An 11,734-nucleotide genomic window follows, 5' to 3' on the forward strand; every position below is an offset into this window, starting at 1 on the left:
AGGGGCTCAGCGTGTCCCGTAGACCACCATGGTCTTTCCTTTGACGTTGACCAGGCTCTGTTCTTCAAGGGCCTTGAGCACACGTCCGACCATTTCCCTCGAACAGCCGACGATGCGTCCGATTTCCTGGCGGGTAATCTTGATCTGCATGCCGTCCGGGTGAGTCATTGCATCCGGCTGCTTGCACAGCTCGAGCAACGTGCGAGCCACTCGCCCGGTGACATCGAGAAACGCCAGATCACCGACCTTGCGCGTTGTATTGCGCAGGCGCTCGGCCATCTGGCTGCCGAGCGCATACAGAATTTCCGGCTCTTGCCTGGTCAGTTCGCGGAACGAGTCATAGGAAATCTCGGCTACTTCGCATTCGGTCTTGGCCCGCACCCAGGCGCTGCGCACGGACTCCTTGCCCGGTTGCTCGAACAGCCCCAGTTCGCCGAAGAAATCCCCGCTGTTGAGGTAGGCGACGATCATCTCCCGGCGCTCGTCATCCTCGATCACAACCGTGACTGAACCTTTGAGGATCAGAAACAACGACTCGGAGCGCTCACCAGCATTGATGATGTTGGTTTTCGCGGGGCAGCGGCGGCGTTCTGCATGGGACAGCAGCTTGTCCAGACTGTTTGCTTTGGGCGTAAAGGTTATTGCGACCATGCGAGACTTCCGAAATAAGGTGTATGGCCAAATGGCATACCTATAGGTATCGGCTGCGCCTTTATTCTCGCCAGCTTTTCCAGACGTGTAGGAAGCTATTTGCGAATATTCCTACGCATTTCCTACAAAAGGCATTTCTTCCGGGCAGCTTTTGGCCCTGTGATAAGCTGGCGACCCCTTTTTTACAGTGGAGTCTTGGCGATGAAGGCACGCATCCAATGGGCTGGCGAAGCCATGTTCCTCGGCGAATCCGGTAGTGGTCATGTGGTGGTAATGGATGGTCCGCCGGAAAGCGGTGGTCGCAATCTGGGCGTACGCCCGATGGAAATGGTCTTGATCGGTCTGGGTGGCTGCAGCAACTTCGACGTTGTGAGCATTTTGAAAAAGTCGCGCCAACCCGTGGAAAGCTGCGAGGCGTTTCTGGATGCCGAACGTGCCGATGAAGACCCGAAAGTGTTCACCAAAATCCATCTGCACTTCGTCGTCAAGGGACGAGGTTTGAAAGAGGCACAGGTCAAGCGGGCGATCGAACTGTCCGCAGAGAAGTATTGCTCGGCCTCGATCATGCTCGGCAACGCGGGTGTGAAGATCACTCACGATTATGAAATTGTCGAACTGGGCTGAACGCCAGACATCCAACGATCATAAAAACGGCGCACACTCTGGCAGACGGCTTCGGACGTCTGCATAATGCGCCACTTTTTACGGGCGCAGCATGTATTGGTTTTCTGCTGCCGGTCCGAACAGACAACCAAAATCGCCAACGCGAAGAGGTGTTAACCGTCCTACGCAGATGAGCCGGGCTCACCTGACGGGCATGCTTGATCACGCGGCTGGCGCCGCACCCATATAGAGAGTTTTTAACGGTGAAAAGCAAACTCAAGCTCCACGGGTTCAATAACCTGACAAAGACCTTGAGCTTCAACATTTATGACATCTGCTATGCGGAAACTCCGCAGGACCAGCAGGCGTACGTCGAGTACATCAACAATGAGTACGACGCAGAACGCCTGACGCGGATTCTGACCGATGTTGTCGATATCATTGGGGCCAACATCCTGAATATTGCGCGTCAGGATTACGATCCACAAGGTGCCAGTGTGACCATTCTGATCTCTGAGCAGCCGGTGACGCCTACCGAAAGCCAGATCGAAGAGTCGCCAGGTCCACTGCCGGAAACCATCCTGGCACACCTGGACAAGAGCCATATCACGGTCCACACCTACCCGGAAATTCATCCGGTTGACGGTATTGCCACGTTCCGCGTGGATATCGATGTGTCGACCTGTGGCGTTATTTCACCGCTCAAGGCGTTGAACTACCTGATCCATAAATTCGATTCGGATATCGTGACCGTCGATTATCGCGTGCGCGGCTTTACCCGTGACGTGGAAGGCAAGAAGCACTTCATCGACCACGAGATCAACTCGATCCAGAACTACCTGTCCGAAGACACGCGCAACGGTTACCAGATGACCGACGTGAACGTGTATCAGGAAAACCTGTTCCACACCAAGATGCTGCTCAAGCAGTTCGAACTGGACAACTACCTGTTTGGCGACGCCACCAGCAACTTGTCCCCCGAGCAGCGCGAGCAAGTGACCGCCAAGGTCAAACACGAAATGCTGGAAATCTTCTACGGCCGCAACGTAGCCGTATAAACCCGGATTCCGGACATTAAAAAGGCGCCTGATGCAGGCGCCTTTTTTATGGGCGTTGTATACGCATTGTCAGATGCGATAAGTCGACTTGGTCATGACCTTGGCCAGCACACTCATGCCGAACTTGACCGGTGCCGGGAAGCGAAAACCGCCTGCCTTCAGTGCGGACTCAGCGTGGTGTTCTTCATCACTGAGCATCTGTTGCAGGATAGCCCGGGACTTGCCGTCTTCGGTCGGCAGTTGCTCCAGGTGTTCAGCCAGGTGCTTGCAGACCTGATCTTCGGTCGCCGCGACGAAACCCAGGCTGACCCGGTCGCTGATAACACCGGCTATTGCGCCCATCCCGAACGACAGGCTGTAGAACAGCGGGTTCAGCACACTGGTATGGCTGCCAAGCTGATGAATGCGCTGTTCGCACCAGACCAGATGATCGATTTCTTCTTCAGCCGCATGCTCCATCGCCTTGCGCACCTTGGGCAGCTTTGCCGTCAGCGCCTGGCCCTGATAAAGCGCCTGGGCGCAGACTTCGCCGGTATGGTTGATGCGCATCAGACCCGCGACGTGGCGCGTGTCGACTTCGCTCATCTTGTGTTCAGGCTGAACAACGGCGGGGGAAGGGCGCTGCGAGTGCGCGCTGGACGGCAGCAAGGTGCGCATCGCGCTGTCGGCTTGCAGTAACAGACGGTCGAGGGGGGAATATTGACGTTCGGTAGCCATGGGCACCTCCGGAAGATCATGCGGGCAGTTTACCCCAATCGGCCGGAGCGGGCAGGGCTTGTATCATCCGACCAGCGCTGCTCATACGCGCTGGTCGGCCGGGAAGCCCGAAAACGCTGGCTCAGCCCGGTGGCCAGTTCATCTGACGCTGACCGAGTACGTGCATGTGAATGTGGTAGACGGTCTGACCGCCCAGCTCATTGCAGTTCATCACCACGCGGAAGCCTTCTTCGCAGCCCAGCTCGAGGGCCAGACGCTGCGCCGTGAACAGGATATGTCCGGCCAGGCCTTTGTCTTCCTCGGTCAGATCGTTCAGGGTGCGGATAGGCTTTTTCGGGATAACCAGAAAATGCACGGGTGCCTGTGGGGCGATGTCGTGAAAGGCCAGTACCTGATCATCTTCATAGATGATCTTCGCCGGGATTTCCCGATTGATGATCTTGGTAAACAAAGTGTCCACAGCCGTTTGCTCCTTGTCGGTTGATGGTCGTCACAGGGTATCGCTGTGCTTCAGCGCGTCCGAGTGTACTGAGCAAGACGCGGCTCGCCCAGCCGTTTGTCGGTCAGCGCGGGCAGTATTTCTTGTTGATGTAGCCGCTGATCTGACGAGCCAGCCAGCGTGAAACCAGGCGCGGGCTGAGCGTCCACAACCGGTTACTGAAACCTGGAGTGATCACCGCACGGTTTTTTGCCAGTGCGCGAACGGTATACAGCGCCACTTCTTCGGGACTCATCAGGTTATCCACATTGACCTGCAATTGCGCGGTGCGGAAAAAAGCCGTCTTTGTCGGGCCGGGGCACAGCACCGAGACCTTCACCCCGGCTTTCTTCACTTCCTCGCGCAGCCCTTCGGAAAAATGCAGCACATACGCCTTGCTTGCGTAGTAGGTGCTCATCCATGGCCCGGGCTGGAACGCCGCCACCGAGGCGATGTTGAGTATCTGGCCGCCGCCCTGAATGGCCATCAGATTGCCGACCGTGTGGCACAGGCGCGTCAGGGCCAGAATGTTCAGATCGATCAGGTCCTGCTCGGCGCTCCAGTCCTGAGCCAGAAAAGGTCCGCAGGTGCCGATGCCCGCAGCGTTGACCAGCAGATCAATCTGGTGGGCACCGTCTTCCAGCTCCAGCAGAAAGCCCGAGAGCCTCAGTGGCTCGCCCAGATCGCAGGCTCGAAACAGCACTTCCACGCCAAAACGCTGAGTCAACTCCAGTGCAATTGTTTCCAGCAGGTCGCGCTGGCGGGCGACCAGGATCAGGTTGCGACCGCGACGTGCCAGCGCTTCGGCCATCGCCAGGCCTATGCCGCTGGACGCGCCGGTGATCAGGGCGTAACGGGTCATGCATTTCTCCATTGAGCGTGTTGCGACCGGCAGTCAGCCGAACCGTGAGCAGTCTATTACTTGTCGCTTTGTTCTTCGGGCTCTATGTTGACATCCGCTGGCGCGGTCAAGGCACTGTCATGGCTTTCTTCGTCGTCATAGGGGAGGGATTGCTCGTATTCATCGGTCTGCAATTCCAGCTCATCGCGCAGCATGCCTCCGCCGCCAGCAGTGAGCCCGATCAGGACAATGGGGATGAGTAACACCCACAGAATGGCCAGGGTCTTCACACCTCTGGAGTTCGGTGGCGACGGCGGGCCGAAAGCGTTGGGGCCTTTTGTTCCGGGCAGCAGGACCATCAGAAACGGGAAGACGCTGCCTACGAACGGCACCATGGTCAGCAGCAGAAGCCAGCCCGACCAACCGAGATCGTGCAGCCGCTGAACGCCGATCTGCGCGCCGATGACCGCGAACACGACGAGCACCACCGCCATCAGCAGGCCGCCGGCGACCAGCGAACCGTTCATGACCAGCAGGCACACACCTACCAGCACCAGCGTTGCGGCGCTCAGGACCATGCTCCACGCCAGATAGCGCAAGCGCCCGATACGCCCGTTGATACTCAGCACCTTCAGCGTTGAATGACCGGGCTGATCGGCGCCAACCTGTGCCTTGGGCGGTGCGTAGGGCGATATTTCCAGATGCGCGGGTTTGGGGGAGGGCTGGCTGACCACCTCATCCAGACTCAGGCTGATTTCAATGTCCGGTTCGATACGTGCTTCGACGCCCGCATCGTTCAGCGCCTTCAGGTAGCGTTCCGCATCCTGGTAAGTGATCCCGCGCTTGAGCGCGACGGGTTGGCCGCTGAACAGCTTCTGCACTGCAGACGGTTCGCTTTTGAACAGCCCCGCCAGGTTGGCCTTTGCGGTGTCGAGCTCGACGCCTTCACGCACCTGCCCTTCAAATACAATCTTGAAGTGTGAATCGGCCATACGGGGCTTCCTTGTCTTAGTGAAGAACAGTGCCGGGCGCCTGTCTGAGACAGAGCGCCCTGTCGCGTTACTGATGAGGCCGGGTTACTCCTGGAATCAGAAGGGTTTGACGATAACCAGAATGACGATGGCGATCAGGATCAGTACCGGGATTTCATTGAACCAGCGATAAAACACATGGCTGCGGCCATTTTCACCACGGGCAAAGCGTTTCATCTGTGCGCCGCAGACGTGGTGATAGCCGATCAGCAGGACAACCAGTGCGAGCTTGGCGTGCATCCAGCCCTGACTGAAATAACCGCTGGGGTCGAAGCTGATCAGCCAGCCGCCGAAGACCAGCGTTGCGATCATTGCCGGGGTCATGATGCCACGGTACAGCTTGCGCTCCATGACGATGAAACGCTCGCGGCTGACCGTGTCCTCACTCATCGAGTGATAGACGAACAGTCTTGGCAGATAGAACAGGGCTGCAAACCAGCAGACCATCGAGATGACATGAAGCGCCTTTATCCATAGATAGAGCATTTTTGATTATTCCCAGGTTCACGGTGGCCGAATAGTAGTGTCTTGTGCGCCCATACGTCACGTTGTCGGTTGTCGCAGAGGCGATAGGCTCCTATTATCGACCGCTTTCCAGTTGTTTCGTTGAGGGCAGGTTATGGTCAAGGTCGGTATCGTCGGCGGCACGGGTTACACCGGGGTCGAGTTGCTGCGTCTGTTGGCACAGCATCCGCAGGCAGAAGTAGTGGTCATTACCTCGCGCTCGGAGGCCGGCATGCCAGTCGCCGACATGTATCCGAACCTGCGCGGGCACTACGACGGCCTCGCGTTCAGCGTGCCTGACGTGAAAACCCTGGGCGCCTGCGATGTGGTGTTCTTCGCCACGCCCCACGGTGTCGCTCATGCCCTGGCTGGCGAATTGCTCGCGGCAGGCACCAAAGTGATCGACCTGTCTGCCGACTTCCGTCTGCAGGATCCGGTCGAATGGGCCAAGTGGTACGGCCAGCCTCATGGCGCTCCGCAACTGTTGGAAGACGCGGTGTACGGGCTGCCGGAAGTCAACCGCGAACAGATCAAGAACGCGCGACTCATCGCCGTACCGGGTTGCTATCCGACCGCTACCCAGTTGGGTTTCCTGCCGCTGCTTGAAGCCGGTATTGCCGATAACACTCGTCTGATTGCCGACTGCAAATCTGGCGTGAGCGGTGCGGGCCGTGGTCTGAATATCGGTTCGCTGTACTCGGAAGCCAATGAAAGCTTCAAGGCCTACGCCGTGAAGGGTCACCGTCACCTGCCTGAAATCACCCAGGGGCTGCGTCGCGCTGCCGGTGGCGACATCGGCCTGACGTTCGTGCCACACCTGGTGCCGATGATTCGCGGCATTCACTCCACGCTCTATGCAACGGTCACTGATCGCTCGGTGGATCTGCAGGCACTGTTCGAGAAGCGCTACGCCGACGAGCCATTCGTGGATGTGATGCCAGCGGGCAGCCATCCCGAAACCCGCAGTGTGCGTGGCGCCAACGTGTGTCGCATCGCAGTGCATCGTCCGCAGGGCGGCGATCTGGTCGTCGTGCTTTCGGTGATCGACAATCTGGTCAAAGGTGCGTCGGGTCAGGCGGTGCAGAACATGAACATCCTGTTCGGCCTTGATGAGCGCTCCGGGTTGTCTCATGCGGGCATGATGCCGTAGGCAGTGTCGCCGTCCAGCAAATAGTTGACCGATTTTCTAGGAGAAGCGGATAATGCCGTCATTACGCATTACGACGGCTAACGCCGGGAGATATCAGACATGAGTGTCGAATCCTTCACGCCTACCGCTTTGGAGTTCACTCCAAATGCAGCGCACAAGGTGAAAACCCTGGTCGACGAAGAGGGCAATGATCGTCTCAAACTGCGTGTATTCGTTACAGGTGGCGGTTGCTCAGGTTTTCAGTACGGTTTTACTTTCGATGAAGATGTGGCAGACGATGACACCATCGTCGAGCGCGAGGGCGTAAGCCTGGTTGTCGATCCGATGAGCTTTCAGTATCTGGCCGGCGCAGAAGTCGATTATCAGGAAGGGCTTGAAGGGTCGCGATTCGTGATCAAGAACCCGAATGCCTCCACAACCTGTGGCTGTGGCTCCTCGTTCTCGATCTGATCGAAGCTTGCTGTAAACAAAAACGCCGCTCATTGAGCGGCGTTTTGCATTGCAGCAGGTGTCAGGCGGGGTAGATCGCGCCCAGAACGCGTCTGCCCTTGGCGCCGGTCACCGTCGGACGGTTGGCCGGAACGCCTTCGAGGCAGCAATGAGCCAGCCAGGCAAACGCCATCGCCTCAACCCAGTCAGGGTCTACGCCGAACTTCTCGGTGCTGCTGACCTCTGTGCCGGGCAACAGCTCTGCAAGGCGTTTCATCAGCGCCTTGTTATGCGCACCGCCACCACAGACCAGAAGCTCCCGGGTAATCGCTTGAGCCGATTGCAGGGATTCGGTGATCGTCAACGCTGTCAGTTCCAGCAGAGTGGCCTGTACATCTTCTGGAGCCAGCGTTGGCAACTGGAACAGATGGTGGTGAACCCAGCCCAGGTTGAATACTTCCCGGCCTGTACTCTTGGGGCCCTTGGTCAGGAAAAACTGATCGCTGAGCAGTTTCTTGAGCAGCGCAGAATCAACCTTGCCGCTTGCCGACCACGCGCCATCCTTGTCGTAGCTCTCGTGGCGCTGTGACTGTATCCATGCATCGAGCAGGACGTTACCGGGTCCGCAGTCGAAGCCTTCCACCGGGCGATCGGACTCGATCAGGCTCAGGTTGCTGAACCCGCCGATGTTCAACACGGCGCGATGATCCTTGTTGTCGTCGAACAGCGCTTCGTGGAAAGCTGGCACCAGAGGTGCGCCCTGGCCGCCTGCTGCGATATCGCGGCGGCGGAAGTCGCTGACCACGGTAATTTCAGTCAGCTCTGCCAGCAGCGCAGGGTTGCCGATCTGAATGCTGTAGCCGCGCGCAGGCTCATGACGAATAGTCTGGCCGTGGCTGCCGATGGCGCGAATCTGAGCGGGCACCATGTTTTGATCTTCCAGCAAGGTCTGCACGCCCTGTGCGACCAGCCTGCACCACTTTTGCTCCGCAATTGCAGCACGTGCAAGCTCATCCACACCGCTGGAGCAGAGCCCCAGCAGCTCGGCATACAGGTCTTCCGGCATGGGGATGTAGTGAGTGGCCAGAAGCCTTGATCGGTCATCCTGCTTCAAAAGGGCGATATCAATCCCATCGAGACTGCTGCCAGACATCACACCTATATAGAAGAAGTCCATGGATTACCTTTTATTCGAGGCCAGCGTGGTGGCTTTTTCCTGATCCATGCGTGCCATCAACGGCTGGCTTTGCTGCATGAACCGCTGTTTTTCGGATTTGGCGATCGGGTCCGCCATCGGAAGCTTCTGGCCCAGTGGGTCTACGTGAACGCCATTGACCTGAAATTCGTAGTGCAAGTGCGGGCCTGTGGACAGGCCGGTAGTTCCAATATAGCCGATAACCTGACCTTGCTTGACAGTGCCGCCGGTCTGTATGCCTTTGGCGAAGCCCTGCATGTGGCCATAGAGCGTGCGGTAGGTGTCACCGTGCTGAATGATGACGGTATTGCCGTATCCGCCACGGCGGCCGGCGAGCAGCACCTTGCCATCGCCGGTTGCCTTGATCGGCGTACCGCGTGGCGCTGCGTAGTCGACGCCTTTGTGGGCGCGGATCTTGTTGAGGATCGGGTGCTTGCGGCCCATCGAGAACATCGAGCTGATGCGGGCGAAGTCTACCGGGGTACGGATGAACGCCTTGCGCATGCTATTGCCGTCAGCCGTGTAGTAATTGGTATTGCCCTGCTTGTTGGTATAGCGAACGGCGGTGTAGGTCTTGCCCCGGTTAGTGAAGCGGGCGGACAGGATATTCCCTGTACCTACGCTCTTGCCGTTGACCACTTTCTGTTCGTATACCACATCGAATTCGTCACCCTTGCGGATGTCCTGCGCGAAGTCGATGTCGTAGCCGAAGATATTGGCCATGTCCATCGTCATGCTATGAGTCAGGCCGGCACGCTGCGCGGACTGCGACAGGGAGCTGTTGATCACGCCGTGTACGTAGGCGTTACGCACGTTGGGCTTACTGATCTCACGATTGAATGCGTAACCGCCAGTTGCTGTCTTCGACAGGCTGATGGACTCGACTTCGCTGAGCTTGGTATGCAATTGCTTGAGCTGGCCATCCGGCGTCAGCTCGAACTGCAGCGTCTGTCCATTCTGCAGCTTGCTGAACTGCTTGGCTTGCTTGTCGCTGGCCAGTACTTCATGAACGGTAGCTGCTGGCAGCCCGACCTTTTCAAACAGGGTCGACAGCGTGTCGCCCTTGCTGACGGTGACCTCCCTGTGGGCAGGATCTTTCGCAGCGGCTGGCGCGGGTTTTTCTGCCTGAGGCTGTGCACTGGCGGTGTCTTGAGCCTGATCGTCGGCATTGTCGATCTGGGCAAATGGCGATTCGGTGGTTTCAGGTGTGGCTTGAGTGGCTTGTTGAGCGTCTTGATCTTGTACGTCCTGATCCGGTGCCTCCAGATCAAGCGGAATGTTCGTTCGTTTGGCTTCGACATCGCTGGATGGAAAAACCAGGAGAGCCAGGCTCAACAATGCGGCGATGCCGCTTGCAGCGAGCAGGTGACTCTTCGGATAAAGCGGGGGCGCTTTAGGCGGTGTGTCTTTCATAGGTAATTTGACTTTGAAAAAGGTGAAATGGAAAAGATGAATGACATGATGAAGATGAAATAACTGTATAAAATATAACCAAAACCTGCTCGAAGCAACCCTTCCCGCGTATCAGTCACTGATTCGCAGGCAAACGCTGGGCAAAACTTGTAATTGGGCTCTGATCTTGTAAGGTTGGTTCCCTTTGAATTGGGGGCTGAAATGAAGTCGGTTGAAGAGCAGCTGGCGCTGATCAAGCGCGGTGCAGATGAACTCCTGGTCGAGGCCGAGCTGGTCGAGAAGCTGAAGCGTGGCCAGCCACTGCGTATCAAGGCCGGTTTCGACCCGACAGCACCCGATCTGCACCTTGGCCACACCGTGCTTATTAACAAGCTGCGGCAGTTCCAGGATCTGGGGCATCAGATCATCTTCCTGATCGGTGATTTCACCGGCATGATCGGCGACCCGAGCGGCAAAAGCGCCACGCGTCCGCCGCTCACCCGTGAGCAGGTGCTCGACTACGCCGAAACCTACAAGTCTCAGGTCTTCAAGATTCTCGATCCGGCCAAGACCGAAGTCGCGTTCAACTCGACCTGGATGGACCAGCTGAGTCCGGCTGACTTCATTCGCCTGTCTTCGCAGTACACGGTCGCGCGGATGCTCGAGCGTGACGATTTCGACAAGCGCTATAAAAGCAATCAGTCCATTGCCATTCACGAATTCCTTTATCCGCTGGTGCAGGGCTATGACTCCGTGGCCTTGAAGGCCGACGTCGAGCTGGGTGGCACCGATCAGAAATTCAATCTGCTGATGGGACGCGAGCTTCAGCGCGCTTATGGGCAGGAGCCGCAGTGCATTCTGACCATGCCGTTGCTGGAAGGCCTGGATGGCGTGAAGAAGATGTCCAAGTCGCTGGGCAACTACGTCGGCATTCAAGAAGCACCAGGCATTATGTATAGCAAGCTGGTGTCGATTCCTGATTCCCTGATGTGGCGCTACTTCGAGCTGTTGAGCTTCCGCTCGATGGAAGAGATCAACGGCCTGAAGGCTGACTGCGAAGCGGGTGCCAACCCTCGCGACATCAAGATCAAGCTGGCCGAAGAGCTGGTCGCTCGTTTCCATGGCGAGGAGGCTGCAGCCAATGCGCATCGTTCTGCGGGTAACCGTATGAAGGAAGGCGAGCTGCCGGATGATCTGCCGGAGATATCGGTGGCTGCTGCCGAGGACATGCCGATCTCTGCGGTCCTTAATAAAGCAGGCCTGGTAAAGAACGCTGCAGTCGCTCGTGATCTGCTGGCTTCTGGCGGTGTGCGTATAGATGGTGAGGTCGTGGATCGCAGCTTTGTATTCAAGCTGGGTGCGACCCATGTTTGCCAGGCCGGCAAGAAGGCTTTTGGGCGCGTTACGCTGGTTTCCGAAGAAAGTTCAAATTAACGGTTGACGCGCTCTGTGAGGTGTCTATAATTCGCCCCACTTCCGGCGCAGACGGAAACGAAAAAGCCTTGTAGATCAATAGGTTGCAAGGTTCTGGAGTGAAGAGTCAGCGAGGAAGAAGGTCGGGTCTGGATTGATCGACAACGGTGAGGAAAAAGAGTTTGACACGCGGTTGTAACGCTGTAGAATTCGCCTCCCGCTGATGAGCAACTCAAGAGTTGATCGCAGTGCAAGTGGTTGAAGTTGCAAAG

Annotated in this window: 13 protein-coding genes; 5 read left to right on the top strand and 8 right to left on the bottom strand. The window is 57.4% G+C overall.

The genetic code is table 11. The features are described 5' to 3' along the window. Nucleotides 1–6: 6 nt before the first annotated feature. Nucleotides 7–651 (bottom strand): cAMP-activated global transcriptional regulator CRP, encoded by a 645-nt coding sequence (gene crp / locus GE543_RS25585; protein ID WP_153222653.1) that lies wholly within the window; start codon nt 649–651, stop codon nt 7–9. A gap of 201 nt (nt 652–852) precedes the next feature. On the opposite strand from crp, the gene GE543_RS25590 reads away from it, so the two are divergent. Both GE543_RS25590 and speD read left to right on the top strand, forming a co-directional pair. Continuing rightward, nucleotides 853–1,275 carry an OsmC family protein gene (locus tag GE543_RS25590; RefSeq protein ID WP_003372688.1) on the top strand — a complete coding sequence of 141 codons (423 nt, stop codon included), beginning with the start codon at nt 853–855 and terminating at the stop codon, nt 1,273–1,275. Nucleotides 1,276–1,517: 242 nt separating this feature from the next. Continuing rightward, nucleotides 1,518–2,312: an adenosylmethionine decarboxylase gene (gene speD, locus GE543_RS25595; RefSeq protein WP_003411703.1), complete on the top strand. Its 795-nt coding sequence runs from the start codon at nt 1,518–1,520 to the stop codon at nt 2,310–2,312. A 69-nt stretch (nt 2,313–2,381) separates the two neighbouring features. Here the strand turns inward: speD and coq7 are convergent, their stop codons facing one another. The 5 genes from coq7 to hemJ all read right to left on the bottom strand — a co-directional run bounded on the left by coq7 (nt 2,382) and on the right by hemJ (nt 5,865). Next, nucleotides 2,382–3,029, bottom strand: coding sequence for a 2-polyprenyl-3-methyl-6-methoxy-1,4-benzoquinone monooxygenase (gene coq7, locus GE543_RS25600; protein WP_046237365.1), 648 nt, complete (start codon nt 3,027–3,029; stop codon nt 2,382–2,384). A 121-nt stretch (nt 3,030–3,150) separates the two neighbouring features. Further along, nucleotides 3,151–3,489, bottom strand: coding sequence for a histidine triad nucleotide-binding protein (locus tag GE543_RS25605; protein ID WP_003316306.1), 339 nt, complete (start codon nt 3,487–3,489; stop codon nt 3,151–3,153). Between the two features lie 103 nt (nt 3,490–3,592). Continuing rightward, the gene (locus GE543_RS25610; protein WP_003316307.1) at nt 3,593–4,369 is read right to left on the bottom strand and encodes an SDR family oxidoreductase; all 777 of its coding nucleotides are present in this window, start codon (nt 4,367–4,369) and stop codon (nt 3,593–3,595) included. A 56-nt stretch (nt 4,370–4,425) separates the two neighbouring features. Beyond that, nucleotides 4,426–5,340 carry a DUF805 domain-containing protein gene (locus GE543_RS25615; protein WP_100073601.1) on the bottom strand — a complete coding sequence of 305 codons (915 nt, stop codon included), beginning with the start codon at nt 5,338–5,340 and terminating at the stop codon, nt 4,426–4,428. Between the two features lie 96 nt (nt 5,341–5,436). Then, on the bottom strand, nt 5,437–5,865 hold the full coding sequence (gene hemJ, locus GE543_RS25620; RefSeq protein ID WP_003316309.1) for a protoporphyrinogen oxidase HemJ: 429 nt from the start codon (nt 5,863–5,865) through the stop codon (nt 5,437–5,439). Nucleotides 5,866–5,998: 133 nt separating this feature from the next. Here hemJ and argC point away from each other — a divergent pair, with 133 nt between their 5' ends. After that, nucleotides 5,999–7,033, top strand: a complete 1,035-nt coding sequence (argC, locus tag GE543_RS25625) for an N-acetyl-gamma-glutamyl-phosphate reductase (RefSeq protein WP_046237362.1) — start codon at nt 5,999–6,001, stop codon at nt 7,031–7,033. A 99-nt stretch (nt 7,034–7,132) separates the two neighbouring features. Continuing rightward, a complete protein-coding gene (erpA, locus tag GE543_RS25630; RefSeq protein WP_002551953.1) occupies nt 7,133–7,483 on the top strand; it encodes an iron-sulfur cluster insertion protein ErpA in 351 nt (116 codons plus the stop codon). A gap of 61 nt (nt 7,484–7,544) precedes the next feature. On the opposite strand, the gene GE543_RS25635 is transcribed toward erpA, so the two are convergent. After that, on the bottom strand, nt 7,545–8,639 hold the full coding sequence (locus GE543_RS25635; RefSeq protein ID WP_103694709.1) for an anhydro-N-acetylmuramic acid kinase: 1,095 nt from the start codon (nt 8,637–8,639) through the stop codon (nt 7,545–7,547). Nucleotides 8,640–8,642: 3 nt separating this feature from the next. Then, complete coding sequence (locus tag GE543_RS25640) at nt 8,643–10,070, bottom strand: peptidoglycan DD-metalloendopeptidase family protein (RefSeq protein ID WP_046237361.1); 1,428 nt, start codon at nt 10,068–10,070, stop codon at nt 8,643–8,645. Between the two features lie 201 nt (nt 10,071–10,271). Here GE543_RS25640 and tyrS point away from each other — a divergent pair, with 201 nt between their 5' ends. Continuing rightward, entirely contained in the window at nt 10,272–11,483 is a 1,212-nt protein-coding gene (gene tyrS / locus GE543_RS25650) for a tyrosine--tRNA ligase (RefSeq protein ID WP_046269553.1), read from the top strand. The last annotated feature ends 251 nt before the right edge of the window (nt 11,484–11,734 follow it).

The organism is Pseudomonas sp. SZ57, from assembly GCF_009495975.1.
GTDB lineage: Bacteria > Pseudomonadota > Gammaproteobacteria > Pseudomonadales > Pseudomonadaceae > Aquipseudomonas > Aquipseudomonas syringae.

Bases quoted from the DNA above. Each gene is read 5' to 3' on its own strand.
- erpA (WP_002551953.1), top strand. From the start codon at position 7,133: ATGAGTGTCGAATCCTTCACGCCTACCGCTTTGGAGTTCACTCCAAAT.
- argC (WP_046237362.1), top strand. From the start codon at position 5,999: ATGGTCAAGGTCGGTATCGTCGGCGGCACGGGTTACACCGGGGTCGAG.
- GE543_RS25590 (WP_003372688.1), top strand. From the start codon at position 853: ATGAAGGCACGCATCCAATGGGCTGGCGAAGCCATGTTCCTCGGCGAA.
- crp (WP_153222653.1), bottom strand. From the start codon at position 651: ATGGTCGCAATAACCTTTACGCCCAAAGCAAACAGTCTGGACAAGCTG.
- hemJ (WP_003316309.1), bottom strand. From the start codon at position 5,865: ATGCTCTATCTATGGATAAAGGCGCTTCATGTCATCTCGATGGTCTGC.
- GE543_RS25610 (WP_003316307.1), bottom strand. From the start codon at position 4,369: ATGACCCGTTACGCCCTGATCACCGGCGCGTCCAGCGGCATAGGCCTG.
- GE543_RS25640 (WP_046237361.1), bottom strand. From the start codon at position 10,070: ATGAAAGACACACCGCCTAAAGCGCCCCCGCTTTATCCGAAGAGTCAC.
- GE543_RS25615 (WP_100073601.1), bottom strand. From the start codon at position 5,340: ATGGCCGATTCACACTTCAAGATTGTATTTGAAGGGCAGGTGCGTGAA.
- coq7 (WP_046237365.1), bottom strand. From the start codon at position 3,029: ATGGCTACCGAACGTCAATATTCCCCCCTCGACCGTCTGTTACTGCAA.
- GE543_RS25635 (WP_103694709.1), bottom strand. From the start codon at position 8,639: ATGGACTTCTTCTATATAGGTGTGATGTCTGGCAGCAGTCTCGATGGG.
- tyrS (WP_046269553.1), top strand. From the start codon at position 10,272: ATGAAGTCGGTTGAAGAGCAGCTGGCGCTGATCAAGCGCGGTGCAGAT.